We start from the raw sequence: 26,554 nt of genomic DNA on the forward strand, positions 1-26,554 counted from the left end.
GCCGCCTTTCTCCTTTCACAACGGGAAGGGAAGCCCGCATAAGCGTGAGCTTCCCTCCCGAAAATTCATGTTCAGATGGATGTCAGGCCACCGGATCGCTGTCCTCGACGATGCCGTCGATGTGCAGCGTGAAGTAAGGCGCGCTGCGCAGAGTGCTCTCGTCGAAGTAGCCGTCATGGATGGCTTCCTTGGTCTCGCCCTGGTAGACCGCCACGGCCTCGCCGGTGGAGTAGTCGTAGTAGCTCAGGTCCACAGGAGCGCTGGTCACGGTCTGGCCGTCCACCGTGAAGGTGGAGGTGTCGAACACATGCAGGCTGCCGTCCTTCAGAGCGGCTTCCACTTCGGCCACCTTGTCGGCGGTGCCTTCGGCGCACTCGGGCCCCAGCTCGGTGATGGCCACGGCGCCGTCGTCATAGCCCTTGGCCCAGTCGGTGGGAATCTCTTCCCCGTTCATGGCCGCGGTGAACAGCTCGGCGTAGTAGACCTTCCACACGTTGGTGGCGGAGGTCAGGGCAGCGGTGGGGGCGGTGTCCAGCATGTCGATGTTGTAGCCCACAGAGTAGCAGATGGTGCCGGCGTCCTTCAGACGCTGGGTGGCGGCAGGGGCACCGGTGGAGTCGGCGTGCTGGCCGATGATGACCGAACCGTTGGCGATCAGGGCCTCGGCGGCAGCGCCCTCCTTGTCAATGTCGAACCAGGAGTTGGTGTACATGACTTCCATGGTGACGGTGGGGAAGACGCTCTTGACGCCCAGATAGAAGGCGGTGTAGCCGGAGATGACTTCCGCGTAGGGGAAGGCGCCCACATAGCCGATCTTCACGTTGCCGTCGGCATCAAAGGAGTTGGGCTGGGTCTCGGGGGTCAGCGTGCCGCTGTCCACCAGTTCCTTCAGCTTCATGCCGGCCACCACGCCGGAGACGTAGCGGGACTGGTACACGGCGGTGAAGGCGTTCTTGAAGTTGTCCAGACCGCTGATGGCGGCGAAGTCGCCGGTCATGGAAACGAAGGTGGTGTCGGGATACTTCTCAGCGGTTTCCACCAGATAGGTCTGATGGCCGTAGGAGTTGGCGATGACCAGGTCGCAGCCCTGGCCCACCAGGTCCTCGGCGGCGTCGGAGCACTCGGCGCTCTCGGGGATCTTGTACTTCCAGATGATCTGGTCCTCGGGCAGACCCACCTCGGCAGCGGCTTCCTTGATGCCGTTGATGTGGGCGGCGCTGTAGCCCTCGGTCTCGTCGCCCACCAGGATGACGCCCACCTTCAGGTCGGTGGAAGCGGTGGTGCCGGAGGCCTCGGCGGTGTCGCCGGTGGCGGTGGAGGCGGCAGCCGAAGAGGTGCTGCCGGTGGCGCCGCAGGCGGCCAGCGACAGCATCATGGCGCCGGCCATCAGAATGCTGAACAATTTCTTCATAAATGTTACTCCTTCTCGTTCTTTGGTTGCGAAACAAAAAGAAACACGCGGCGCACCGGAACCCGGTATGCCGCCCTGTATCCTTCATTGTAGACACCGCGGCGGCAATTTTCAATAATTTTCGATGTAATTGTAAAAAAAATGTAAATGTGTAATCTTCGCCGCCATTTTTCGCGCTTTGAACTGTGGGAAACGCACAATACTTTTTGGGAAAAGTATGACTTTTCCGGGCAAGGCGGCCAGGACTGTTTCCCGGGCGGCGGTTCCGACGGCCGGAGCCGGGCGGGACCACCCCTATTATAAGGTAGCACCGGGGCGGCAGACCCCTTGCAAAGACCGGCATTTTTAGGTAAGATGGAGCTGAATGATGAAAGATAAGGAAGGATTGTCATGACAGAGGAAACAATGCAGGCCCGGCGGGCCTTTCTGGTGGATACGCTTCAGAAACTGCTGGGGCAGGACAGCCCCACCGGCTTCACCCACGGGGTGATCGGCGTGGCGGAGGGCATCGCCCGGGAGCTGGGCTTTGCCACCCGGCAGACAAACAAGGGCAACCTGATCATCACGGTGCCCGGTCGGGAGCCTGGCCGCAAGGTGGGGCTCTGCGCCCATGTGGACACCCTGGGCCTGATGGTGCGCTCCATCACCGCCGACGGCATGCTGATGGTCACCAAGGTGGGCGGCCCGCTGCTGCCCACCCTGGACGGCGAGTACTGCCGCATCTACACCCGGGCGGGCCAGGTCTACACCGGCACGGTGCTGAGCCTGTCGCCGTCGGTGCATGTGCAGGATGACGCGGCCACCCGTCCCCGGGACGAGAAGAACATGGCTGTGCGCATCGACGAGAAGGTGCACACCAAGGCGGACGTGGAAGCGCTGGGCATCGCACCGGGGGACTATGTCTGCTACGACCCCAAGACCACCGTCACCGAAAGCGGCTTTGTGAAGTCCCGCTTCCTGGACGACAAGGCCAGCGCGGCCTGCCTGCTGACCCTGCTGTGGCAGATGAAGGAGACCGGCACGAAGCCCCGGTACGAGACTTACTTCACCCTCACGGTCCACGAGGAGGTGGGCCACGGCGGCGCCACTCTGCCCACGGTGGACGAGCTGCTGGCGGTGGACATGGGCTGTATCGGCGAGGACCTGAGCTGCACCGAGTACCAGGTCTCCATCTGCGCCAAGGACAACGGCGGGCCCTATGACTACGAGATGGTCAGCCGCCTGGTGAACCTTGCCAAGGGCCACGGCGTGGACTACGCGGTGGACATCTACCCCCACTACGGCTCCGACGTGGGCGCCGCCTGGCGGTCCGGCATGGACTGCCGGGCAGCCCTCATCGGCCCCGGCGTGCACGCCTCCCACGGCATGGAGCGCACCCATCTGGACGCCCTGCGCGCCACCATGGATCTGGCGGGGCTCTTCCTGGAGCTGGCCTGATAACCGCATAACCCAAAAGGACCTCCGGCACTGCCGGAGGTCCTTTTTATCTGTGCCAGCTGCGGGCGGACAGCATGCCGAAGAGGGCGGCCAGAATCTGCTGGAACAGCGTGCCGATCATGACGGGGAACACCACCTCCGCCGGAAAGTAGGTGGAGGCGATGACAGCCCCGGCGCTGATGTTGCGCATACCGGCGCCGTAGATCATCGAGACGGTGATGTCATGGGGCTGCCGGAACAGCAGGGCCAGCAGCCAGCCGATGACATACCCGCAGGTCGCCAGCAGCAGGATGCAGCCCGCCGCCAGCAGCCGCTGGGCGTTCAGGTGGCGGATGTAGGGGGCCACCTCGGAGGAGTTGGCGGTAACCACAAAGATCAGGCAGAACTTGGAATAGGGCGCCAGCCGGGCGGGCCAGGTCTCCTTGACCCGGTCGCGGCTGAGCTGGTTGAGCACCATGGCCAGCAGGGCCGGCAGGGCGATCATGAAGATCAGCTCCTCCATCATCCGGGAGGTGTCGATGGCCACCTGGGAGCCCACCAGCAGCCGCAGCGTCAGGGGAATGAGGAAGGGGGACAGCAGGGTGTCCAGAATGACCAGCGCCAGGGACAGCGGGCTGTTGCCCCGGTAGATGGACACCCACATCAGCCCCACCACCGCCGCGGGCACCGAGAATTCCAGCACCATGCCCGTCACCACGTTGGGGTTGTCCGGGAAGAGCAGCCGTCCCAGGCCGCAGGCCGCCGCGGGCAGCACCAGGTGGAGCGTCACAAGGCAGGCCAGCAGGGGCAGGGGGCTGCGGAACACCGCGGCGATATCCCGGAAGCTGGATTTCAGCCCGCCGATGAAGGTCATGAAGGCGAAGACCAGTGGCACATAGGGCACCCCCAGTCCCGCCACCGAGGGAAACAGCACCCCCGCCGCCAGACAGCAGGGGGTGACCAGAAACATCCACTTTTCCAGAAAACGGTTGCAGCGCTGCAGCATAGAACCATCCCTCCTACGGGCGATCCGCCCGGGCAAAAACAGAGACTTCCCAACCAAAAAAAGCAAGGAAACTGACACGGGTCAGCGTCCTTGCTTTTTCGGATTGGCGCCCATTATAGCACGCCCGGCGGGGGAATACAAGGCCCCGCAGCCCCTAAACCGGGGCCCGGAAAAATTTCACAGAATCCGGGATTTTGTGGTACAATAAGACAAAACACCGGGGAAAGGGAGGCAATCGCCATGTATGTCTATGGTCTGGGTCAGAGTCTGACGCTGCTGGAGGCGCCGCCGGCGCCGGGCACGGCGGCGGTTTTCCTGCTCACCTCGGAGGAGCTGGACCGCAATCCCCGGCTGCCGGGGCTGGAGGGGGTACTCCACCACACGCCCGGCGCCCGGGATGCCCGGGTATGCAAGGCGGAGGTGCGCCGGGACTGCCTCAGCGGCACGGTGGTGGTACCCCGCCGGGGCAACGAGGGGGACCGTGTGGCCTTCGGGTATCTGCTCACCCGGGACCGGGTGGTGCTGTGTGACGACACCGGCACGGCCCATGCCATCCTCAAGCGGCTGGGCAAGGCAAAGCGCTGGCGGGAAAACGGCCCGGGGCGGTTTTTCTGCGAGTTTCTGGAACAGCTGCTGGCCCGGGAACTGCACCATCTGGAGGAGCTGGAGGACCGGCTGTCCCAGCTGGAGGACGGTGTGCTGGCGGGGGAGATGGAGGGCTTTAATGCGGCCCTCTCGCCGCTGCGCAAGCAGGCCCTGGGACGGCTGCGGTTCTACAACCAGCTGGACGGGGTGGCCTGTGAGCTGGAAAGCAACGAGATGGGCTTCTTCACCCCGGAGGAACAGCGGGGCTTCCACATGCTGGAAAAGCGGCTGGCCCGCCTGCGGGACGAAGCCCAGCTGCTGCGGGAATACTGCCTGCAGGTGCGGGAGCTGTTCCAGGCCGAGCTGGACATCCGGCAGAACCGCATCATGAAGATCCTCACCATCGTCACCACGGTGTTCCTGCCCCTGTCGCTGGTGGCGGGGTGGTACGGCATGAACTTCACCGGCATGCCGGAACTGCGCTGGGCCTACGGCTACCCGGCGGTGATCGCGGCCAGCGTGGTCATTGTGCTGCTCTCCCTCTGGGTGATGAAAAAGAAGAAGTTCTGGTAACACAGGCGCAAAGGAATACACCATGTCCATCGTACTTGACCATCAGCTGCGGGAACAGATCCCCCAGGAAATGCGGGATTTTCCCGTCGCCTTCTACAGCAACGAGCTGGCCGATCTGCCCGACCGGGCGGGGCCGGTGCACTGGCACCCCTACTGCGAGATTGCCACCGCCGTAAGCAGTGTGCTGGACTGTCAGGTGGGCCAGACCCACCTGCAGCTGCAGCCGGGGGACAGCATCTTCATCAACCGCAACATGCTCCACGCCATCCGGCAGCTCTCCGGCGGGGCGCCCGACCCGCTGCCCATCCTGGTCTTTGCCGGAAACGCCGTGGCCCCCGAGGGCAGCGCCGTCTACCGGAAATACATCCAGCCCATCCTGGACTGCGCCACGCTGCCCTTTGTGGTCTTCCGGCGGGACAGCGATCAGTGGCAGGAGGTCCGTGCCCGGATCGGTGCAGCCTGCGCGGCCATGGGGCAGCGGCCGGACTGCTACGAGCTTACGGTGCAGCGCTGCCTGAGCTGCGTGCTGGAAGCCATCTACCGCCAGCTGGATACTTTGCCGGCGGTCGAGGCCTCCCGGGTGCAGCTGAACACCCAGATCCGGCAGCAGAAGATGCTCTCCTTTATTTATGAACAGTACGCCGGGCCCGTCACGCTGGCGGATATCGCGGCGGCCGCCCACATCAGCCGCAGCGAGGCGGGGCGGTGTTTCCAGGCCTACCTGGGCTGTTCGCCGGTGGAGGCGCTCATCCGCTACCGCCTGCAGCGGGCCTGGCAGATGCTCCAGGAAACCGACCTGACGCTGCAGCAGATCAGCGACGCCTGCGGCTTCCACTCGGTGAACTACTTCCGGCGTCAGTTCCGCAGACGGTACGGCTGCGCACCGGGGGAAAAGCGGAAAATGGGTAAATAGTGCCCTTTTGTGGCGGTATACTCCCTTTTATTTGTTGGCATTTGGGCTTATAATACGTGCAACACCAACAGAAAGGAAGATTTACGATGGAATTTCACTGGCTGAACGAAAGCAAGATCCAAAAGACCGGGGACCGCATCGAGATTGTGGCGCCGGCCAAGACCGACTTTTTCTGCGGCAGCATCGACGAGTGCGAGGAGGGCATCCTGCCGGAATCCCTCTGCAATGCGCCCTACTATTATACCGAGATGGAAGGGGACTTCGTGCTGCGGGTGAAGGTCTCCCACGATTTCCGGGATACCTACGATTCCGCCTCGGTGATGGTCATGAAGGACGCCACCTGCTGGGCCAAGTGCTGCTATGAGCTCACCGACTTCGGCACCCACGCCGCCGTGAGCGTGGTGACCAAGGGCGACTCCGACGACGCCAACGGCTGCAACCTGGAGGGCAACAGCGCCTGGCTGCAGGTCTGCCGGGTGGGCAACAACTTCGCCTTCCACTACTCCGCGGACGGCGAGCACTTTTACATGATGCGCTACTTCCACCTGCCGGCGCAGCCCGTCATCAAGGTGGGCCTGCTGGCCCAGGCGCCCACCGGCCAGGGCGGCATGCGGGTGTACGAGCACCTGTCCATCGAGAAGAAGACCGTGAAGAACATCCGGGCGGGTAAGTGATATGGCGGATACCCGGAAGTACCGCAAGACCCTGCGGGCCTGCTACCTGGGGTTTGTGACCCAGGCCATCGCCGCCAACTTCGCGCCGCTGCTCTTTCTCACCTTCCAGAGCAGCTACGGCATCTCGCTGGAAAAGATCGCCCTCATCCCCGTGGTGTTTTACCTGACCCAGCTCTTCATCGACCTGGGCGCCACCCGGTTCGTGGACAAGATCGGCTACCGCCCCTGCGTGGTGGCCTCCCAGGTGGTGTCGGTGCTGGGGCTGGTGCTGCTGGCCGTGCTGCCCGAACTGCTGCCCGAGCCCTTCCTGGGCATTCTGGCGGCGGTGGTGCTCTACGCCGTGGGCAGCGGCCTCGTGGAAGTGCTGGTGAGCCCCATCGTGGAGGCCTGCCCCTTTGAGAACAAGGAAAGCCACATGAGCCTGCTGCACTCCTTCTACTGCTGGGGCGCGGTGGCGGTCATCCTGGGCTCCACCCTCTTCTTCGCGGTGTTCGGCACCCGGCACTGGCAGATCCTCGCGATGCTCTGGGCGCTGGTGCCGCTGGTCAATGTGTTCCAGTTCCTCACCTGCCCCATCGAGCGGCTGGTGGAGGAGGACGAGGGGCTGTCCCCCCGCCGGCTGCTTCGGATGCCGCTGCTCTGGATGATGATTCTGCTCATGGTCTGCGCCGGCGCCGCCGAAGCCTCCATGGCCCAGTGGGCCTCCGCTTTCACCGAGTCGGCGCTGGGCGTGTCCAAGACTGTGGGCGACCTGGCCGGGCCCTGCCTCTTCGCCGTCTTCATGGGCCTTTCCCGCATGCTGTACGGCACCCGGGAACAGAAGGGCAATCTGAGCCGCACCATGCTGCGCAGCGGCCTGCTCTGTGTGGTCTGCTACCTGCTGGCTGCCCTCTCCCCCTGGCCGGTGCTGGGCCTGGCGGGATGCGCGGTCTGCGGGTTCAGCGTGGGCATCCTTTGGCCGGGGGCCATTAGCCTCTCCTCCCAGGCGTGCCCCAAGGGCGGCACCGCCATGTTCGCCTTTTTGGCCCTGGCGGGGGACTTCGGCGCCACCGTCAGCCCCGCTGTGGTGGGCACCCTGTCGGAATGGTCCGGCGGCAACCTGAAAACCGGCCTGCTGGCCGCCACCGTCTTCCCGCTGCTGCTGGTGGGCAGCCTGTTTGTGCTCAACCGCCGCCGGCAGCCCGCCGTCCGTCCCTGACGGTTTTTCTAAAAATATCGCCTTCCCTGTCCTGCCCGGTCCTGCCGGGCGGGGCGGGAAATTTTTTTGCGCCCGCCCGCCGCTTCCTTTCGGGCGCCGGGTGGTATATAATGGAAGCGTTTGTGAAAATGAGAGAGGAGTACCCCCATGCTTTTCCTTTTGCTGGCTATGCTGTTCAGCGCGGTGCTGGCCATGGTGCTGAAATACCTCAACACCAGCAGCCCCTACGGCGTGTTTTTCTTCAACTACATCACCTGCACGGTGCTGGCCTTTGCGGCCATGGAACCCAGAACGCTCTATAACGGCGATTTCACCCCCTGCTGGCTGGGCGGCATCACCGGGCTGATCTATCTTGCCTCCCTGTCCGCCAACGGGTACAGCATCCATAAAAACGGCGCCATTCTCTCCTCGGTGTTCACCCGGCTGGGGGTGCTGGTGCCCATCGTGGTGTCGGTGGCCCTCTTCGGGGAGCGCCCCACCGCCCTGCAGGGGCTGGGCGTGGCGCTGGCCGTGGCGGCCGCCGTAGTGATGAACGGCCTGCCTGGCAGATCCCATGATTCCGCCGCCGGAACGCGGATTTATCTGGTGCCCCTGGTGCTCACGCTGCTGCTCAACGGCGCCGCCGACGCCATGTCCAAGGTGTTCACCCAGCTGGGCCGCCGCCAGGACGACGGCCTCTTCATGTTCTATATCTTCCTGTTCGCCGGCCTCGCCACCCTGGTGCTGCTGGTGAAGGAGCACCGCCCCCTCACGGCGCGGGACCTCCTCTTCGGTGTGCTGGCGGGGGTGCCCAACTTCCTGTCCTCCCGGCTGCTGCTGGCCGCCCTCACCCGGCTGCCCGCCTTCCTGGTCTACCCTTCCTACAGCGTGGGGGTCATCCTCGTCATCAGCGTGGCCAGCTTCCTGTTCTTCCACGAACGGCTGAACACCCGCCAGCTGGGGGCGGCGGCCATGATTCTGGCGGCGCTGGTGCTGCTCAACCTGTGAAGGCTCTCCCGCCTGCGGAAAAAAGCGGGGGACTATGGGGCGGGCAAGGAGGCACTGCCCTTGAAACTGGTCAAATTCAACAAAAAGTAATCGAAAAAATTGTGAGGAATCTGCCGGGGGATTCCCTTGAAGGAAAAAATCCGGACTGATATAATAAAAAAGATTATATAAAGTGGGTTGGCACGGCCCTGCCCGAAGGAAAAGGATGCCGGCCATGGAATGTCAAAGGAGGAATTGGGTTGAAAGGGATCCGCAGAAAATGTCTGGCGCTGTTGACAACGCTGGCAATGCTCTTCAGCTGGGCGATTCCGGCGTACGCTGCCGGGGAAATCTGCCAGGTACAGTATGATGTGACCTATGGCCAGACGGAAGCCCGGACCATGCTGGCGATGATCAACGACTTCCGTACGGGAGGCGACGCCTGGTACTGGGATGAGAGTGATACCAATAAGACACCGGTGACCGGCCTGCAGCCGCTGACCTACGACTACGAGCTGGAAAAGGTAGCCATGCAGCGTGCGGCGGAGATTGCCATCAATTTTGCGCACGACCGTCCGGATGGAACGGAGTGCTGGACGGCATACCACGATGTGGGAATCTACTGCGAAAACGGTGAAAATATCGCCGCAGGGTCCGCCTCGGCGCAAAGCGCTTTTGAACTGTGGCAGGAAACCAACGAAAAGTATGCCGGCCAGGGCCATCGCCGCAACATGCTTTCCAGCTCTTCCCAGACCTTTGCCGTTGGCCATGTGGTCTACAATGGTGTACATTTCTGGGTACAGGAATTCGGAACAAGCCTGGTGGGGGGAACCGAGACCCCGGCCAATGACGATGTGACCACGGCCACGGTCAATGTCAGCGCCGACCAGGTGACCCAGAAAACGGTGCAGGCACCGGCACCCGTCACCCTGGAACTGGACCAGGGAACGGAACTGCCGCTGGTGAATGTGACGATGACCCTGACGGAAACCTGGGGCGTTACCCCCCAGGCGGAAGCACAGGCCAGCTGGCAGGACGATCCCAACGGTATTGTGAAGGTGGAGGGCAATCAGGTGACAGCCCTCAAAGCCGGCACCACCACCCTGACCGGCACGGTGCTGGGAGAAGCGGTCTCTCTGGATGTGACGGTGAACGCTGCCTCGCTGGAGGGAGCCGCCGTCACGCTGGATCAGCCCCAGTTTACCGTGACCGGCAGCGAGATCCGGCCCGCCGTGACGGTGACCCTGAACGGCAAGACGCTGACCGAGGGAATCGATTACACCGTCTCGTATGCCAATAACATAGAGATCGGCACCGCCACCGTCACGGTGACGGGCACCGGCAACTATACCGGCACCGCGCAGACCACCTTTGCCATTGTGGATTGTACCCACCAGTGGGATGAGGGCAAGGTCACCACGCCTGCCACCTGCACCACGGAAGGTGTGAAAACCTATACCTGCGCCCTTTGCGGGGCAGCCAGGGACGAAGCGATTCCCGCCCTGGGCCATGCCTTTGGCGAATGGGAGACCACCAAGGAATCCACCTGCACCGAGGCCGGTGAGCAGACCCGTACCTGCCCCCGCTGCGGTGAAACCGAAACCCAGCCTGTGGCTGCGCTGGGTCATACCTGGGATGCGGGTGTGATGACCACCCCACCCTTCTGCAACAAGGAAGGTGTGATGACCTACACCTGCACCGTCTGCCAGGAAACCAAGACCGAGCCCATCCCCAAGACTGAACATACCCCGATGACGATCCCGGGCGTGGAACCCACCTGCACCGTGGCCGGCCGGAGCGATGCCAAGATATGCAGTACTTGCGGTAACACCCTGGAGGAACCGCATGCAATCCCCGCCCTGGGCCATGACTGGGGAGAATGGCAGGAGGTACAATCCCCCAGCTGTACCGCAAGCGGTACGAGAAGGCACCAATGTAAGCGCTGCGGCTTTATCGATAGCGAGAATCTGGATCCCACGGGCCATAGCTGGGACGAGGGCGTTGTGACTACGCCTGCCACCTGCATCGAAGCGGGTGAGAAGACCTACACCTGCACCGTCTGCCAGGAAACCAAGACCGAGCCCATCTCTGCGCTGGGCCACGACTACGACGAGGGCGTTGTGACTACGCCTGCCACCTGCACCGAAGCGGGTGAAAAGACCTACACCTGCACCCGCTGCGAGAGCACCAAGATTGAAACGATCCCCGCCACCGGCCATACAGCGGTGAAGATTCCCGGCAAGGCGGCTACCTGCACCGAGACCGGCCTGACGGATGGCAGCAAGTGCAGCGTTTGCGACACCATTCTGGAGCAGCAGACGGAGATTGCCGCCCTGGGCCATGACTGGGACGAGGGCGTTGTGACCAAGGAGCCTACCTGCACCGAAGACGGTACGAAACTCTATACCTGCCAGCGCTGCGGTGAAACCAATACTGAGACCATCCCTGCCACCGGCCACAGCTACGAGGAAAGCTGGAACAGCGACGGGGAAAACCACTGGCGTGTCTGCCAGGTCTGCGGCGCCCGCGGCGAGGAAGCGGCCCACAGCTGGAAATGGGTTGTGGACCAGGAGCCCAACGGCACCCAGGCCGGCAAACAGCATCAGGAATGCACCGTATGCGGCGCCCGCGGCGAGGAAGAGACCATCCTGACGGCAACCGTTCCCGACGTTGGAGACGGCAAGGAATACCGCGTACAGGTGGTGGACAGCCAGCCCGAAGAAACGGTGGAAAATACGCTGACCCAGGCGGCGGAGACCAAGTTGCCCGCCAATGCGGTGAACAGCAAAACTTTTTTCTATGAGATAGACCTGCAACACAGGGAGTCCGGAGGCGAGTGGCAGAATGCGGATGCCGCTGGCATGCAGATCACGGTCACGTTGCCCTACCCTGCCGGCACCAACGGTACGGATTACGATTTTATCGTCACCCATCTCATGGAGAACGGCAAGGTGGAGCATCCTGCCGCCGTGGAAACGGTCGACGGCCTGCTGGTCACCTTCCAGGGGCTGTCTCCTGTTTCGGTAACTGCGTACCAGCAGAAGGCCAGCGACCCTGTGACCACGCCGGACGAAACCGAGAATGACCCGGATGACGATTCCGAACAGACGCAGACCAATAACCAGTCCGGTTCTGCCACGCCGGTCCCCGCAACGCCGACCCCGGCGCCTGCGCCTTCCGAAAATAGTGCGACTGTTCCGGCCGCTGCCCCGACGGCTGCGCCGCAGTCTGCCATTCCCGCCACCGCGGACAGCTTCCCGTTGACACTGTGGGTGGTTCTGTTTGCGGCAGGCACCTGCGGCCTGATCGCTCTGGTGGTGACATCCCGCCGCCGTGACGGGTAAACGGCCGCTGTAAGACCAGTATGATGCTCCCCGGAAAGGGGATAGCAGGACCCGCTCCGGCCCTATGGCCGGAGCGGGTCTTTGCTGTATATGGCTCACCAGCGAAGCCTGTCGCTGTACCGGAAAGTGCGGGCAGAAAAAGCAAAAGTTTCTTATTATTTCACCGGCAAACGTGTATACTCATAACCGTTGTATTTGGGTAGATGTCAGTGTTTGGCAGAGGAAGGAAAGACTATGATAGGATTGGGAACGATCATCAATGTGGTGGCGATCCTGGTGGGCGGCGTCATCGGGCTGGTGTTCAGCCGGGCCATCAGCGCCCGCTACCAGGAGACGCTGATGCAGGCCATCGGGGTCTGCATCCTGTTTGTGGGCATCGGCGGCGCCGTGCAGGAGATGATGACCGTCACGGCGGACAGGCTGCAGAGCAGCGGCACCATGATGATCGTCATCAGCTACGCTGTGGGGTCGCTGCTGGGGGAGTGGATCAACCTGGAACGGCGGATCGAGCAGTTCGGCAGCTGGCTGAAGGTGAAGACGGGCAACGCCCGGGAAAAGCGGTTTGTGGACGGTTTTGTCTCCGCCTCCCTGACGGTCTGCATCGGGGCCATGGCCGTGGTGGGTTCCATCCAGGACGGCATCTCGGGGGACCACTCCACCCTGGCCCTCAAGGCGCTGCTGGATATGGTGATCGTCTGCGTCATGAGCGCCTCCCTGGGCCGGGGCTGCCTTTTCTCGGCCATCCCGGTGGGCATTTTCCAGGGGATGGTGACGCTGCTGGCCCGGGCCGTGCAGCCGTCCACGATGAGGTCGATGGACTTCTCCAGGCCCACCCGGTTGAGGAGGGCCACGATCACGCCGCCGATGAGGAAGGAGGTGGCCATGTGGGTGTAGCTCCAGCCCCATTCCAGGATGCCCACGATGTTGATGGCGATGGAGACGGCCAGCACCAGGGTGGAGAGCTTGCGGACGGGGGTGAAGGTGATCTCCTCATCCACGGGCAGCAGCAGGGAGGAGTTGTCGATGTCCTTCACCAGGCTGAGCTCGGGGTGGTTTTTGATCTTGCGGGCGTAGCGCAGCGTCCACAGCAGGGCCATGAGGCAGATGACGCCCAGCGAGACCAGGCGCAGCTCCCAGCCGGAGAACATGGGCAACTCGGCGATGGTGTGGGAGGTACCCACGGTGAACATGTTGAAGGGGGCGGAGGCGAAGGCGATGAGGCAGGCAAAGCCCGAGATGGCCATGCCCACCAGCGCGTCGTAGCCCAGGGAGATGGCCAGCGAGATGATGATGGGAACGAAGGGGATGATGTGTTCGCTCCAGCCCAGGATGCCGCCGAAGATGAAGAAGACGATCATGACGATGGCAATGATGACCAGGCTGTTGAACCGCTTGGAGGCTTTCAGCACGCTGTTGATCAGGGCGCCCACCACGTTGATGTACTTGTAGATTTCCACCACGCCGGCGATGAGTATGATGCAGAACATCATGTTTGCGGTGGCGGTAAGTCCTTCGGGGATGGAGCGGAACATGTCAAAGAGGGGGACGGGGGACTTCCACCGTATGGTAGCTGTCGGCGATGACGCAGGTCACCCCGTCTACCGTTTCCCGGTCGTAGGCGCCGGGGATGACGAAGCAGGAAATGATGGTGCACAGAATCACCATGAACAGCAACGGGATAAAGGAATGCAGGGCCTTGCCCTGGGGCAGGCCTTTCTTTTCTTGTTTGGCGTTGACTTTCAGTGCCTCACTCCTTTCAGAATCCCGTTTTGTACCTGGCTGTAAAATGCACCCTTCACCTCCCCTTCACAATGCTCTATCGTTACAGGGCACGGCCCTGCAACCGCAGACCCACCTTGATCATGCGGTACATCCGGTCGGCGGCCTCCAGAAAGAGTTCATCGGCCCGGGCCAGGGCGTCCTCCAGGGAGGCGGCCCCGCCCATGCAGGAGACCACCGCGGAAATGCCGCAGTCGTAGATCTGTTCGGCCCCCTCGCCCAGGCAGCCCACCACGGCCACGGCGGGCACACCCCGGCGGGCGCAGTGCCGGCCGATGCCGGAGAGGACCTTGCCCTGGGTGCTCTGGGCGTCCAGGCGGCCCTCGCCGGTGACCACCAGGTCCACATCGGCCAGGAGGTCATCGAAGCCCACCAGGGAGAGTACCGTCTCGATGCCGGAGCATATCTCCACCCGGGAGAAGGCCAGCAGCGGCACCGCAAGACCGCCGGCCGCGCCGCTGCCCGGCAGGTCCTGCAGCCGCCGCCCGCAGGCAGCCTCCAGCACAGTGCAGTAGTTTTCCATGCCCGCTTCCAGGCGGGTCTGCTGGGCGGGTGTGGCACCCTTCTGCCGTCCGTAGACCCAGGTGGCGCCCTGGGGGCCCAGCAGGGGATTCTTCACATCGCACATGAGGATGAGCCGGGCCTGCCGCAGCTGGGGCACCATGGCGGAGGTGTCCACCGACACCACCCGCTCCAGCCCGGCACCGTCCGGGCTGACGCACTGTCCGTCGGCGTCCAGGAAGCGGATGCCCAGGACGGTGGCGGCGCCCATGCCGCCGTCGTTGGTGGCGCTGCCCCCCAGCAGCAGATAGACGGTGGTGTATCCCTCCTCCAGCAGGTGGCGCAGCAACTGGCCGGTGCCCAGGGTGGAGGCGTGGAGCACATCGGGGGCGCGGTCCCCCAGCAGCGGCAGCCCCGACGCCTGGGCCATCTCCAGGATGGCGGTGGTGTCGTTCAGCACGCCGTAGCGGGCCTCCACCGGGTCGCCCAGCGGCCCCGACACGGTGCAGCGGCCGTAGTGGCCGCCCAGGGCGTGGAGCAGTGCTTCCACCGTGCCCTCGCCGCCGTCCCCCATAGGCAGGTCCACCATCTGGCAGCCGGGGAAATGCTTTTCGGTGACGGCGTGCAGCAGTTCGATGGCCTGAAAAGAGGAGAGCGACCCTTTAAAAGAATCCGGTGCGAAGAGAATTTTCATGGACACACTTCCCCTTTCGTGCTTTTGTACAATATCTTTTCTGGCATCATACTGAATTTTTTGCCATAATACAAGATTTCACGGTCTAAATTTTCCGGCGTTTCTTGTGCGGACGATACAATCTTCTTTTTGTCGTCGCCATAGTGCGCAAAAAATGCCTCCTGGCCTTGTACAGATTTGACAAAGCAGGGGGCATTGTTCATTTTTTGCTCTTGAGATAGTGGTACAGACAGGTCAGCAACAGCCGGTCGCTGGCGGACTGGAAGGGGTTGATGCCCAGCGCCGCCCGCAGCTTGTTGAGGCGGAACACCAGGGTGTTTTTGTGCAAAAAGAGGGCCTCGCTGCTGCGGACCAGGTTGAAGTCGTTTTTCTGCAGAGCGCCCACCATCCGCAGGATGCTGTTCTTGCTCTGGGGTTCCAGGGCGTGGTCGTAGACGCTGAACAGACCGCGCAGCTCCTCGGCGGGCAGCAGCGAGAGCAGATACTCGCTGAGATGGTCCGAAAAGTAGAGCACCCGGTCGCTCGCCTCCAGGTTGCGCTCCAGCCAGCGGCAGGCGTCCAGGCCCCGGTGGTAGTCCGCCAGCTGGTACTGCATGGTGCCCACATAGGCCCGGTCGTAGCCCACCGGCCTTTCGATGCGCTGCAGCCAATCGGCGGTCTGGTTGTGCCAGGAGGCCAGCGCCGGGGCCGGGCCCTGTTCCAGGTCCAGGTAGACCAGGATGTGGCGGTTGTCCACCGTCCAGGCCATGTCCTGGCCGGTGACGCAGCCCTGCACGGCTGTCAGCTTCTGTTCGGGCTGGGAGTCGGGGGCAAAGCGCAGCACGATGGGGATACGGATGTGCCGGGGCGAAAAATCCAGCGTCTCGGCCAGCTGCTCCAGCTGCCGGGGGGCCGGGGCCTCCTCCAGAAACAGCTGGGAGTAGAACCGGTGGTGGGCGGTGATCCGGCTGATCTCCAATTCCTGCTGGCTCTCGTAGCGCACCATCGTCTCCAGGGACATCTTGATGATCAGGGCGATCTCCCGCACCTTGTCGGGTTCCCCGGTGACCCCCACCACGGCGATGGGCTTCTTGCCGTAGTGCACCAGCAGATTGACCCCGTTCTGCACACCCAGCAGGGCGTCCCCCTTGGAGACCGAGGAGATCTCCAGGTTGGAGCGGATCATCCGGTAGGCTGTCTCGTGGAAGGTGCCGATGCGCTCCGGATTGCGGCTGGCAATGATGATGCCCTGCTCGTTCATGATGTTGATGTTGTAGTCGGTGTAGTGTGCGATGCGCTCCACAAATTTCCGGGCGAAGTCGGCATGAATCACACGGCCTGCCTCCCTCCTGTGCAGAGAACCGGCCCCCGCGGGAAGGACCGGCTTTTCCTAAAAGTATACTCATCTGCGCCCTGTTGTGCAAGGACATCTTGCGGCCAACGCAATCTCCTGTGGTACAGAACCGCAAACAGGGGGCAAAATTGACAAAAAGGGGATTATACCGTAGGATTGGATTGCACGGCGGTGCATCCGCGGCAAGGCCGGTCCTTCCGGCCATCTCACAGAAAAAGGGGTATACCAACTATGGCAGCGCTGGACAAAATCCGGGGCATCAACTTCGGCAACTGGCTGGTCCTGGAAAAATGGATTTCGCCGGACGCCTTTGGGGATTCCCCCGAGGAGGACGAAACCTGGCTGGCCCGCACCCTGCCCCCCGAAGAATTACAGGCGCGGATGACCCGCCACCGCACCAGCTACATCACCGAGGAGGACTTCCGTCTGGTGGCGCAGCACGGGTACAACCTGGTGCGCCTGCCGGTGCCCTACTTCGTCTTCGGCGACCGCCCGCCTTTCCTGGGCTGCGTGGACTGCCTGGACAACGCCTTCACCTGGGCCGAGCGGTACGGTCTGCAAATCCTTCTGGACCTGCACACCGTGCCGGGCGGACAGAACGGCTACGACAACGGCGGCCTGGTGGGGGTGTGCAAGTGGCACAAGGACCCCGGAGAGGTGAATTTTGCCCTCTCGGTGCTGGAGCGGCTGGCCCGGCGGTACGGCACGCGGCCGGGGCTCTACGGCATCGAGGTGCTCAACGAGCCCATCAGCTTCCTGGTCTACCGCACCTCCAGCACCACCGGCAAGGCCAAGGACAAGCAGGAGGCCAGGGGCTCCGGGCATGTGCCGCTGTCCTTTTTGAAGGAGTTCTACCGCCGTGCCTACCGCACCCTGCGGGCGGTGCTGCCGGCAGACAAGGTCATTGTCTTCCACGACGGCTTCCGCCTTTCCCGCTGGAAGGACTTTTTCCGGCGGGAGGGGATGGAGAACGTCCTGCTGGACACCCACATCTACCTGTTTGCCATGGAATATTTCCTGCCGGTGTCCTTCCCCTGGATCTACCGGCTGTATGTGGCCCTGGAAAAGCACAAAATTGAAAAAGCCGCCCGCTGGACCCCCGTGGTGGTGGGGAGTGGTGCATCGAGTGCCGCTATCCCTTTGACCGCGCCGACCGCAAGGGCCGCGATGACACCGAAAAACAGGCCATCTGCCGGCAGGAATACCGCCGGGTGGCCGCGTTGCAGCGGCAGGCCTGGGAGACTTCCCAAGGGTGGATCTACTGGACCTACCAGATGGACCGGGACCCCGACGGCCCCATGCGTCTGAACCAGTTCGGCCACAAGTGCATGGAGGCCTGGTCGATGCGCCAGCTGTGGAAACACGGCTGGTGGCCGGAGGAATCCGACGCTCAGTCCTGAACCCCCTGCCAACATAAAAAAATCCGTGCCCCGGATGGATTGAACCTTCGGCGGTCAGCGGGGGAATTTTTTGTGCCAAGAGGGAATGAAGCAGGTCAAATGGAAAAGTAATGCGCAAAGTGCAATAAAATATTTCACAAAATGTTTGCATTCTGCACAGTATTGTGCTATACTGAAACCAGTTTTATAAAAGTTGGTACGAGGGGGCTGTTATGAGTGCTCACAGACCATTATCCACAGTAGAGCTGCGTAAACAGAACCGTAACCGTGTCTACCGCTATCTCATCGGGCAGTGGAAGCCCGTCACCAAGCAGGAACTGGCCTTTCAGCTGTCCATGAGCCTGCCCACGCTGACCCAGAACCTGAACGAACTGACCGAGATGGGGCTCATCGACCGGTCCATCACCACCGACTCCACCGGCGGCCGGCGGCCGCGGCTCATTGTGCCGCTGCCCAACGCCCGGTTTGCCCTGGGCATCGAGCTGACCAACCGGGACCTGCGCATTGTGGCCATCAATCTGCGCAAGGAGACGCTGGCCAGTCGGCGGGTGGCGCTGCCCTTTGCCAACGACGAAACCTACGGCGAAGAACTGGCCGGGCTGATCGAACAATTCCTGGACAACAACCAGTTGGACCGGGACCGGCTGCTGGGGGTGGCCATGACGCTGCCCGGCATCGTCGGCCCCGACCAGAAGACCATCGAGTATGCCCCCACCATCGGGGTGGATACCTCCACGCCCTGCCGGTTCCTGGACCGGATCCCCTACCGGGTCCTGCTGGACAACGACGCCACCTGCGGCGGCTTCGGGGAGTGGTGGAACCGCACCGACCAGCCCAGCATGGTCTATCTGTCGCTGAACCGGGGCGTGGGCGGCGCCATCCTGGTGGACGGCAAGCTCTACGACGGCGTGGACCACCGGGCGGCGGAATTCGGCCATATCTGCCTGCATCCCGGCGGACGGCCCTGCCAGTGCGGCCGCAAGGGCTGTCTCGAAGCCTACTGTTCCACCGCCCGCCTGTCGGATGACCTGGACATCAGCCTGGAGGTCTTCTTCCAGCGGCTGGAGGACGGGGACATCCAGTGTCAGGCCCTGTGGGACAGCTACCTGAAGGACCTGGCCCACGGCATCATGATCATCCATACCATACTGGACTGCCCCATCATGATCGGCGGGCAGATGTCCCAGTATCTGCCGGCCTACCGTTCCCGGCTCCAGTGGCTGGTGCGGGACCTGTGCTCGCCCGGTGACCGGGTGGATTTCCTCGCCTTCTGCCCCAGTTCGGGCCATTCGGTGTGCATCGGCGCCGCCACCCGGCTGCTGTATGAATTCGTCAAACAACTTTGAACAAAAACGTCGCTGTCTGCCAGACAGCGACGTTTTCTGCTTGCCAAATTGCATAAAATGAAAGAAGCGTTTTGTGAAAGCTGCTAAATGTATGACAGAGTTATGAAAATGCACAAAAAAGTATTGACATGCTGGATTGTTTTGGTGTATTCTATGAATGAAAACGGAAAGAATATTTACAAAAGTTCTTTCCCTAACTGCGGAGGTAGTCGAACACATTCGACACAAATTATATTAAAAGGGAGCGATTCACAATGAAAAAGCGTATTTTGGCTGCTGCACTGTCTGCGACGATGATCGTCTCGCTGGCCGGCTGCTCCAGCGGCGGGGCAAGTTCTTCCGCCGCAGCCAGCACCGATGCAGCCAGCACCGACGCAGCCAGCACCGAGTCCACCGCGGAGACCGGTTCTGAGGGCGGCTCCACCGGTGGCCAGAAGGTCGGCCTGTCCATGCCCACCCAGTCGCTGGAACGCTGGAACCGCGACGGTTCCTACCTGGACCAGCAGTTCAAGGATGCCGGTTATGAGACCGTCATCACCTACTCGGACAACGACACCAACCGTCAGGTCAGCGACATCCAGAACATGATCGCTGACGGCGTCGACCTGCTGGTCGTGGCCGCCATCGACGGCGAGGCGCTGAACACCGTCATGAACGAAGCTGGTGAGGCCGGCATCCCGGTCATCGCTTACGACCGTCTGATCATGAACGACAACGCCTCCTACTACGTATCCTTCGATAACTACACCGTCGGTACGCTGCAGGGCCAGTACATCGTGGACACCCTGGATCTGGACAACGCGGCCGGTCCCTTCAACATGGAGATCACCGCCGGTGACCCCGCCGACAACAACGCTACTTACTTCTATCAGGGCGCCATGGATGTCCTGCAGCCCTACATTGACTCCGGCAAGCTGGTCGTCGTCTCCGGTCAGACCGATTTCGACACCGTAGCCACCGCCCAGTGGGATTCCCAGACCGCCATGGAGCGTGCTCAGAACGTGCTGGCTTCCTACTACGCCGACGGCACCCAGGTTGATGTCTGGCTGTGCTCCAACGACTCCACCGCGCTGGGCGTTTCCCAGGCCATCCAGTCTGACTACGCCGGCTCCAACCAGCCCATCATCACCGGTCAGGACGGCGACGAAGCCAACCTGAAGAACATCGTCGACGGTCTGCAGTCCATGACCGTGTACAAGGCCGTTTCCAACGAGGCCGTTGTCACGCTGGACCTTGGCAAGGCGATCCTGAACGGCGACACCATCGATGACAGCCTGATCACCAACTCCGGCTGGGATTTCGACTGCAGCTACGACACCGAATCCTACGCCACCTCCGAAGGCCACAACTGCCCGTCCTTCCTGCTGGTTCCCGACGTTGTCACCAAGGACAACATGAAGGAGAAGCTGGTCGACACCGGTTACTACACCCAGGACGCTGACGGCTACCTGCATCCGGCCGCCTGATCCGCAGTACTTACCAATCTGAATCAATTGCCGAACCGTTAATGCAATGGGCGGGGCCAGCTGCCCTGCCCATTGTATTTTGGAAGGCAAGACGAAAAGGAGGCAATCCCCTTTGTCGAAGTATATTTTGGAGATGAAAAACATCACCAAGGAATTTCCCGGCGTCAAGGCACTGGACAACGTGAATCTGCAGGTGGAACCCGGCGAGATCCACGCTCTGATCGGTGAGAACGGCGCGGGCAAATCCACGCTGATGAATGTGCTTTCCGGCACCTATCCCGCGGGCAGCTACACCGGCGAGATCTACTACGACGGGAAGCTCTGCCAGTTCAAGTCCCAGAAGGACAGCGAAGCGGTGGGCATCGTCATCATCCACCAGGAGCTGGCACTGATTCCGCTGCTCTCCATCGGTGAGAACATGTTCCTGGGCAATGAGATCCGCACCAAGATGGGTACCATCGACTGGAACAAAACCTATTATGAGGCCGAGCGTCACATGAAGCAGGTGGGCCTGCATGAGTCCGCCCAGACGCTGGTCAAGGATATCGGCACCGGCAAACAGCAGCTGGTGGAGATCGCCAAGGCCTTCTCCAAGAAGGTCAAGCTGCTGATCCTGGACGAGCCCACCTCGTCGCTGAACGACGAGGACGCCAAGATGCTGCTGGACCTCTTGATCGATTTCAAGAAGAAGGGCCTCACGTCCATCATCATCACCCACAAGCTCAACGAGATCATCTACTGCGCCGACAAGGCCACCATCATCCGCGACGGTTCCACCATCGAGACGCTGGTCAAGGGCGTGGATGAATTCAGCGAGGACCGCATCATCAAGGGCATGGTGGGTCGTCCCATGGAGGACCGCTATCCCAAGCGGAAGAGCCAGGTCCAGCCCGAAATCAGCCTGGAAGTCAAGAACTGGACCGTCCATCACCCCCTGTACCCCGAGCGCATCGTGGACGACAACGTCTCCTTCAAGGTGCACAAGGGCGAAGTGGTTGGCTTCTCCGGCCTGCAGGGCGCCGGCCGTACCGAGCTGGCCATGTCCATCTTCGGCCACAGCTACGGCAGCAAGATCACCGGTGAGCTCTATCTCAACGGCAAGAAGGTCAACCTGAAGAACACCGAGGAGGCCATCCACCACGGCCTGGCCTACGTCACCGAGGACCGCAAGACCAACGGCCTGATCCTGGGCGAGACCATCCGCTTCAACACCACCCTGGCCCGTCTGGACAAGGTCTGCCACAGCGGCGTCATCGACCGGGACAAGGAAGTCAAGGAAGCCGAGGACATGAAGACCGAGATGGGCACCAAGACGCCCACCATCGAGCAGCACATCGGCAACCTGTCGGGCGGCAACCAGCAGAAAGCCCTGCTGGGCAAGTGGATGTTCACCGAACCGGACGTGCTGATCCTGGACGAGCCCACCCGCGGCATCGATGTCAGCGCCAAGTACGATATCTACTGCCTGATCAATGACATGGTCAGCCGCGGCAAGTCGGTGGTCATGATCTCTTCGGAGCTGCCCGAACTGCTGGGCATGTGTGACCGCATCTACGTTATGAATGAAGGCCGCCTGCTGGCGGAGGTCAACGCGGCCGACGCCACCCAGGAAAGCATCATGGGCTACATCATCCGCGATACCGTACGCGAACCGGCCAAAGCTTAATCACGTTGAATAGGGAGTGTGACACTCATGAATGGAACCAAAATGAAAGTTTCCAGTTTCCTGACCAAGTATGCGATGGTCATTGCACTGGTGATCGTCTTTGTGCTGTTCGCCTACCTCACCGGCGGACGCCTGCTCTACGCCCAGAACATGTCCAACCTGCTGCTGCAGAACGGCTACGTTCTGGTTATGGCCTGCGGCATGCTGCTCTGCATCCTCACCGGCGGTAACATCGACCTGGCCGTCGGTTCGGTGATCTGCCTGGTGGGCGGTCTGGCCGCCGTCATGATCACCAACCTGTCCATCAACCCCGTCCTCACCATCGTGGTCTGCCTGGTGGCCGGCCTGCTGGTGGGCATCTGGCAGGGCTACTGGATCGGTTATGTGCGCATCCCGCCCTTCATCACCACCCTGGGCGGCATGTTCATCTTCCGCGGCATCGGCCGTCTGATCCTCGACAACAAGACCGTGGCAGTCCAGGACTCCACCTTCCTGAATATCTTCACCATGTACATCAAGGTCCCCGGCCTGGACGACGGTGACACCGTCTACTCCGCCCTCATCGTGGGTGTTGTGGCCGCCGTGCTGGTCCTCCTCAACACCGTGCGCACCCGCCGCGACCGCGCCAAGAACGGCTACCGCCAGAACAGTGCCGTCAGCGACTATGTCAAGTCCGGCCTCATCGCCGCCCTCATCCTCTACTACTGCTACCTGCTGAGCCAGTACAACGGCATCTCGGTCATGCTGGTCTGGGTGCTGGCTGTCTGCCTGATCTACAACTTCATCACTGCTGAAACCGCGTTCGGCCGTTACTTCTACGCCGTGGGCGGCAACGAGAAAGCCACCAAGCTCTCCGGTATCAACACCGACAAGATCTACTTCATCGCTTACGCCAACATGGGCCTGCTGGCCGGTCTGTGCGGCCTGCTCAACGCGGCCCGCGTGGGTTCCGTCAACGGTTCCACCGGTACCTCCTTTGAGATGGACGCCATCGGTGCCTGCTTCATCGGCGGCGCTTCCGCCTACGGCGGCAGCGGCACGGTGGGCGGCGTCGTCATCGGCGCTCTGCTGCTGGGCGTTATCAACATGGGCATGTCCATCATGGGCATCGGCGACTCCTGGCAGTACGTGGTCAAGGGCGGCGTGCTTCTGGTCGCTGTCATCTTCGACGTGGTCACCAGCCGCAAGTCCGGCAAGTAATCTTCACCCCGGCGGTGACTTTTGGAGGAAACTATGCTGTACATAGGAATTGACCTGGGCACCTCGGCCGTCAAGCTGCTGCTGATGGACGAGGAGGGCCACATCAAAAATACCATTTCCAAGGAGTATCCCCTGGAGTTCCCCCAGCCCGGCTGGAGCCAGCAGAACCCCGAGGACTGGAAGAAGGCGGTGCTGGGGGGCATTCCCGAACTGCTCGCCTCCTTCGACAAATCCCAGGTGGCCGGCATCGGCGCCGGCGGCCAGATGCATGGCCTGGTGGTGCTGGATGAGAACGATCAGGTGATCCGTCCGGCCATCCTGTGGAACGACGGCCGCACGGCCAGTGAGGTGGAATACCTCAACGAGGAGATCGGGCGGGAGAAGCTCTCTGCCCTCACCGCCAACATCGCCTTTGCGGGGTTCACCGCCCCCAAGATCCTGTGGATGAAGAAAAACGAGCCGGAAAACTTCGCCCGCATCCGCAAGATCATGCTTCCCAAGGACTACATCAACTACATCCTCACGGGGGTGCACTGCACCGACTACTCCGACGCCAGCGGCATGCTGCTGCTGGACGTGGAGCACAAGTGCTGGAGTCAGGAGATGCTGAAACTCTGCGGCATCACCGAGGCCCAGATGCCCAAGCTGTTTGAAAGCTACGAGGCTGTGGGCACGCTGCGCCCCGAGATCGCCGCCCAGCTGGGCCTGCCCGAGACCGTCACGGTCTGCGCCGGCGCGGGAGATAACGCCGCGGCGGCCGTGGGCACCGGCACGGTGGGGGAGGGCGCCTGCAACATCAGCCTGGGCACCTCGGGCACGCTGTTCATCTCCAGCGACCACTTCGGGGTGGACCCCCACAACGCGCTGCATGCCTTCGCCCATGCGGACGGGCACTACCATCTGATGGGCTGCATGCTCTCCGCTGCCTCCTGCAACAAGTGGTGGATGGACGAGATCCTGGGCACCCAGGACTACGGCGGCGCCCAGGCGGCCATCACCGACGAGATGCTGGGCCGCAACCATGTGTATTTCCTGCCCTACCTGATGGGTGAGCGTTCGCCCATCAACGATACCAACGCCCGCAGCGTTTTCCTGGGCATGACGATGGACACCACCCGCACCGATATGACCCAGGCCGTGCTGGAAGGCGTGGCCTTCGCTATCCGGGACAGCTTCGAGGTGGCCCGTTCCCTGGGGCTGGACATTCGCCACAGCATGATCTGCGGCGGCGGCGCCAAGAGCCCCCTGTGGAAGAAGATCATCGCCAACGTGCTCAACGTGGAGCTGGACACCCCCGCTTCGGAGCAGGGCCCCGGTATGGGCGGCGCCATGCTGGCCATGGTGGCCTGCGGTGCCTATCCCAGCGTGCAGGCGGTCTGCGACAAGCTGGTCCAGGTGGCGGACACCGTCCGCCCCGACCCTGCCATCGCCGCCCGCTATGAGGAGCGCTACCGGCAGTTCTCCAAGATCTACCCCACCCTCAAAGCGCTCTATCCCCAGATGCTCTAACCGAAAGGAGCGGTTTGTATGAAGGAACAAACCCAAATGATCCTGCGCCTGGCCGTGGGCGCCTACCTGGTGTACCTGGCTTACCAGCTCATCAGCAGTCAGATGGCCGGCGGTACCGGCATGAATGATCTGCTGGCCTACGGGGCCGGCGCCGTGCTGGCACTGGGCGGACTTGCCTTCTGCGGCTATGCCGTGTGGCGGTGGCGCCGGGAGCGCGCCGCCCAGGCGGAGGCGCTGACCAAGAAGGAACCGTGAAAGGGAAAACTTTGCGGGAACTTCTGGTGCGGGTGGTGCTGCTGCTCCTGGGGCTGTGCATCGCCCACCTGGGCGTGGCACTCTTCCTTCAGACAAACCTGGGTTCGGACCCCTTCAACGTCTTCGTGCAGGGGCTGTTCCGGACTTTCCCGCAGATTGCGGGATTTCCCATGACCCATGGTCGGGTTCATCTGATCGTGTCTTTGCTCATCATGGTGGTCCTCCTGGTGGTGGACCGCAGCTATGTGGGCATCGGCACGGTGCTCTGCATGGCGCTGGGCGGCCCGATCATCGATGTCTATACCCTGTGGCTGGCGCCCTTCCTCAACGAAGGGCTGCCCCTTCCCCTTCGGGTGGGGCTGCTGGCGGTGGGGTGCGTGATCCTGGCTTTCGGCATGACCATCGTCATCCGCTCCCAGGCGGGCACCGGCCCCAACGATCTGGTGGCCGTGGTGCTCAGCGACAAGAGCGGAAAACCGTTCGGCCCGGTGCGGATCGGGGTGGACCTGGCCTTCGTGCTCATCGGCTTCGTGCTGGGGGGCGTGGTAGGCGTGGGCACCATCATCTGCGCCTTTCTGGTGGGGCCGGCCGCGCAGCTGTTCTTTCCCCTCAGCCAGAAAATCTGTACCTTTGCATTGGAACGATTCGCGGGACTTCCTTCCCGCACTTGAGGTGATACGTTATGAAAATTCAATCGGTAACGGACGCCGCCTTTGCCCCCTACGGCAAGGTGCTGGCGGGCTACGATACGGCGGCGCTGGTGCAGACCCTGCAGTCAGTGACGCCCATCCCGGAAGGTACGGACTACGTGCCCTCCCAGCCTGAACTGGAGCAGCTGCCCATCGCGGCGCAGTTCTCCGCCAACGGCTACGGCGGCATGCCGGTCCAGCTGGGCTGGTGCAACGGTCACAACACCAAGCTCAACTGCCTGGAATATCACCGGGACAGTGAGCTGAACGTCGGCGCCCAGGACTTCATCCTGCTGCTGGCCAAGGAGGACGACATCGTGGACGGCAAGCTGGACACCGCCAAGGTCCAGGCCTTCAAGGTCCCCGCCGGTGTGGTGGTGGAAGTCTACGCCACCACGCTGCACTACGCCCCCTGCTCCGCCGCCCCCGGCGCCGGATTCCAGGTGGTGGTGGTGCTGCCCCGGGGCACCAACGGCCCCAAGCCCGACATGACCCCGCTGAACGACGAGGACAAGACGCTGTGGGCCTGCAACAAGTGGCTGCTGGCCCATCCCGAATCCGCCGAAGCCGGCCAGGGCGCCGTTCAGGCCCTCACCGGTGAAAACATCGATATTGCATCCCTGCTGTAAA

General features: G+C 62.3%; 23 protein-coding genes and 1 pseudogene. 18 read left to right on the plus strand and 6 right to left on the minus strand.

All coding sequences use genetic code 11. The features are described from left to right. Window positions 1-82: 82 nt before the first annotated feature. Window positions 83-1,411 carry a BMP family ABC transporter substrate-binding protein gene (locus ABGT73_RS01305; RefSeq protein WP_346668047.1) on the minus strand — a complete coding sequence of 443 codons (1,329 nt, stop codon included), beginning with the start codon at window positions 1,409-1,411 and terminating at the stop codon, window positions 83-85. A gap of 390 nt (window positions 1,412-1,801) precedes the next feature. Between ABGT73_RS01305 and ABGT73_RS01310 the strand changes: the two genes are divergently transcribed. After that, window positions 1,802-2,848 (plus strand): M42 family metallopeptidase, encoded by a 1,047-nt coding sequence (locus tag ABGT73_RS01310; RefSeq protein ID WP_346668048.1) that lies wholly within the window; start codon window positions 1,802-1,804, stop codon window positions 2,846-2,848. 46 nt (window positions 2,849-2,894) lie between these two features. Here the strand turns inward: ABGT73_RS01310 and ABGT73_RS01315 are convergent, their stop codons facing one another. Further along, on the minus strand, window positions 2,895-3,833 hold the full coding sequence (locus ABGT73_RS01315; RefSeq protein WP_346668049.1) for a bile acid:sodium symporter family protein: 939 nt from the start codon (window positions 3,831-3,833) through the stop codon (window positions 2,895-2,897). A gap of 240 nt (window positions 3,834-4,073) precedes the next feature. Between ABGT73_RS01315 and ABGT73_RS01320 the strand changes: the two genes are divergently transcribed. The 7 genes from ABGT73_RS01320 (at window position 4,074) to ABGT73_RS01350 (ending at window position 12,980) form a co-directional block, all read left to right on the plus strand. Further along, window positions 4,074-4,991 carry a CorA family divalent cation transporter gene (locus tag ABGT73_RS01320; RefSeq protein WP_346668050.1) on the plus strand — a complete coding sequence of 306 codons (918 nt, stop codon included), beginning with the start codon at window positions 4,074-4,076 and terminating at the stop codon, window positions 4,989-4,991. Between the two features lie 22 nt (window positions 4,992-5,013). Continuing rightward, window positions 5,014-5,904: an AraC family transcriptional regulator gene (locus tag ABGT73_RS01325; protein WP_346668051.1), complete on the plus strand. Its 891-nt coding sequence runs from the start codon at window positions 5,014-5,016 to the stop codon at window positions 5,902-5,904. A gap of 86 nt (window positions 5,905-5,990) precedes the next feature. Continuing rightward, a complete protein-coding gene (locus tag ABGT73_RS01330; RefSeq protein WP_346668052.1) occupies window positions 5,991-6,578 on the plus strand; it encodes a DUF1349 domain-containing protein in 588 nt (195 codons plus the stop codon). A 1-nt stretch (window position 6,579) separates the two neighbouring features. Continuing rightward, window positions 6,580-7,776 (plus strand): MFS transporter, encoded by a 1,197-nt coding sequence (locus tag ABGT73_RS01335; protein WP_346668053.1) that lies wholly within the window; start codon window positions 6,580-6,582, stop codon window positions 7,774-7,776. 147 nt (window positions 7,777-7,923) lie between these two features. Continuing rightward, window positions 7,924-8,763 (plus strand): EamA family transporter, encoded by an 840-nt coding sequence (locus ABGT73_RS01340; RefSeq protein ID WP_346668054.1) that lies wholly within the window; start codon window positions 7,924-7,926, stop codon window positions 8,761-8,763. A gap of 239 nt (window positions 8,764-9,002) precedes the next feature. Then, window positions 9,003-12,086 (plus strand): CAP domain-containing protein, encoded by a 3,084-nt coding sequence (locus ABGT73_RS01345; protein WP_346668055.1) that lies wholly within the window; start codon window positions 9,003-9,005, stop codon window positions 12,084-12,086. A gap of 234 nt (window positions 12,087-12,320) precedes the next feature. Beyond that, complete coding sequence (locus ABGT73_RS01350) at window positions 12,321-12,980, plus strand: DUF554 domain-containing protein (protein ID WP_346668056.1); 660 nt, start codon at window positions 12,321-12,323, stop codon at window positions 12,978-12,980. On the opposite strand, the pseudogene ABGT73_RS01355 reads toward ABGT73_RS01350, so the two are convergent. From ABGT73_RS01355 to ABGT73_RS01370, 4 genes and pseudogenes are all read right to left on the minus strand, one after another. Continuing rightward, a pseudogene (locus tag ABGT73_RS01355) lies at window positions 12,908-13,618 on the minus strand (hypothetical protein); the annotation flags it as partial. The gene ABGT73_RS01350 and the pseudogene ABGT73_RS01355 overlap by 73 nt on opposite strands. Window position 13,619: 1 nt before the next feature. Beyond that, the gene (locus ABGT73_RS01360) at window positions 13,620-13,751 is read right to left on the minus strand and encodes a hypothetical protein (protein WP_346668057.1); all 132 of its coding nucleotides are present in this window, start codon (window positions 13,749-13,751) and stop codon (window positions 13,620-13,622) included. A gap of 157 nt (window positions 13,752-13,908) precedes the next feature. Beyond that, window positions 13,909-15,060 (minus strand): glycerate kinase, encoded by a 1,152-nt coding sequence (locus ABGT73_RS01365; RefSeq protein WP_346668058.1) that lies wholly within the window; start codon window positions 15,058-15,060, stop codon window positions 13,909-13,911. A gap of 199 nt (window positions 15,061-15,259) precedes the next feature. Next, window positions 15,260-16,372, minus strand: coding sequence for a sugar diacid recognition domain-containing protein (locus ABGT73_RS01370; protein ID WP_346668059.1), 1,113 nt, complete (start codon window positions 16,370-16,372; stop codon window positions 15,260-15,262). 252 nt (window positions 16,373-16,624) lie between these two features. Here ABGT73_RS01370 and ABGT73_RS01375 point away from each other — a divergent pair, with 252 nt between their 5' ends. The 10 genes from ABGT73_RS01375 to ABGT73_RS01420 all read left to right on the plus strand — a co-directional run bounded on the left by ABGT73_RS01375 (window position 16,625) and on the right by ABGT73_RS01420 (window position 26,553). After that, window positions 16,625-17,701, plus strand: coding sequence for a cellulase family glycosylhydrolase (locus tag ABGT73_RS01375; protein WP_346668060.1), 1,077 nt, complete (start codon window positions 16,625-16,627; stop codon window positions 17,699-17,701). Beyond that, window positions 17,668-17,793 carry a hypothetical protein gene (locus ABGT73_RS01380; protein ID WP_346668061.1) on the plus strand — a complete coding sequence of 42 codons (126 nt, stop codon included), beginning with the start codon at window positions 17,668-17,670 and terminating at the stop codon, window positions 17,791-17,793. The genes ABGT73_RS01375 and ABGT73_RS01380 overlap by 34 nt, the downstream gene beginning before the upstream one ends. 212 nt (window positions 17,794-18,005) lie before the next feature. Next, window positions 18,006-19,139, plus strand: a complete 1,134-nt coding sequence (locus tag ABGT73_RS01385; RefSeq protein WP_346668062.1) for an ROK family transcriptional regulator — start codon at window positions 18,006-18,008, stop codon at window positions 19,137-19,139. Window positions 19,140-19,393: 254 nt separating this feature from the next. Further along, on the plus strand, window positions 19,394-20,605 hold the full coding sequence (locus ABGT73_RS01390; protein ID WP_346668063.1) for a sugar-binding protein: 1,212 nt from the start codon (window positions 19,394-19,396) through the stop codon (window positions 20,603-20,605). A 112-nt stretch (window positions 20,606-20,717) separates the two neighbouring features. Next, window positions 20,718-22,271, plus strand: a complete 1,554-nt coding sequence (locus tag ABGT73_RS01395) for a sugar ABC transporter ATP-binding protein (RefSeq protein ID WP_346668064.1) — start codon at window positions 20,718-20,720, stop codon at window positions 22,269-22,271. 27 nt (window positions 22,272-22,298) lie between these two features. Further along, window positions 22,299-23,471 (plus strand): ABC transporter permease subunit, encoded by a 1,173-nt coding sequence (locus tag ABGT73_RS01400; protein WP_346668065.1) that lies wholly within the window; start codon window positions 22,299-22,301, stop codon window positions 23,469-23,471. A gap of 33 nt (window positions 23,472-23,504) precedes the next feature. Beyond that, window positions 23,505-24,980 carry a xylulokinase gene (gene xylB / locus ABGT73_RS01405; protein WP_346668066.1) on the plus strand — a complete coding sequence of 492 codons (1,476 nt, stop codon included), beginning with the start codon at window positions 23,505-23,507 and terminating at the stop codon, window positions 24,978-24,980. Window positions 24,981-24,998: 18 nt separating this feature from the next. Continuing rightward, complete coding sequence (locus tag ABGT73_RS01410; RefSeq protein ID WP_346668067.1) at window positions 24,999-25,235, plus strand: hypothetical protein; 237 nt, start codon at window positions 24,999-25,001, stop codon at window positions 25,233-25,235. Continuing rightward, entirely contained in the window at window positions 25,232-25,906 is a 675-nt protein-coding gene (locus tag ABGT73_RS01415) for a hypothetical protein (protein ID WP_346668068.1), read from the plus strand. Before ABGT73_RS01410 ends, ABGT73_RS01415 begins: the two co-directional genes overlap by 4 nt. 11 nt (window positions 25,907-25,917) lie before the next feature. After that, window positions 25,918-26,553 (plus strand): DUF4867 family protein, encoded by a 636-nt coding sequence (locus ABGT73_RS01420; protein ID WP_346668069.1) that lies wholly within the window; start codon window positions 25,918-25,920, stop codon window positions 26,551-26,553. The last annotated feature ends 1 nt before the right edge of the window (window position 26,554 follow it).

The organism is uncultured Subdoligranulum sp. (assembly GCF_963931595.1).
Lineage (GTDB): Bacteria > Bacillota > Clostridia > Oscillospirales > Ruminococcaceae > Gemmiger.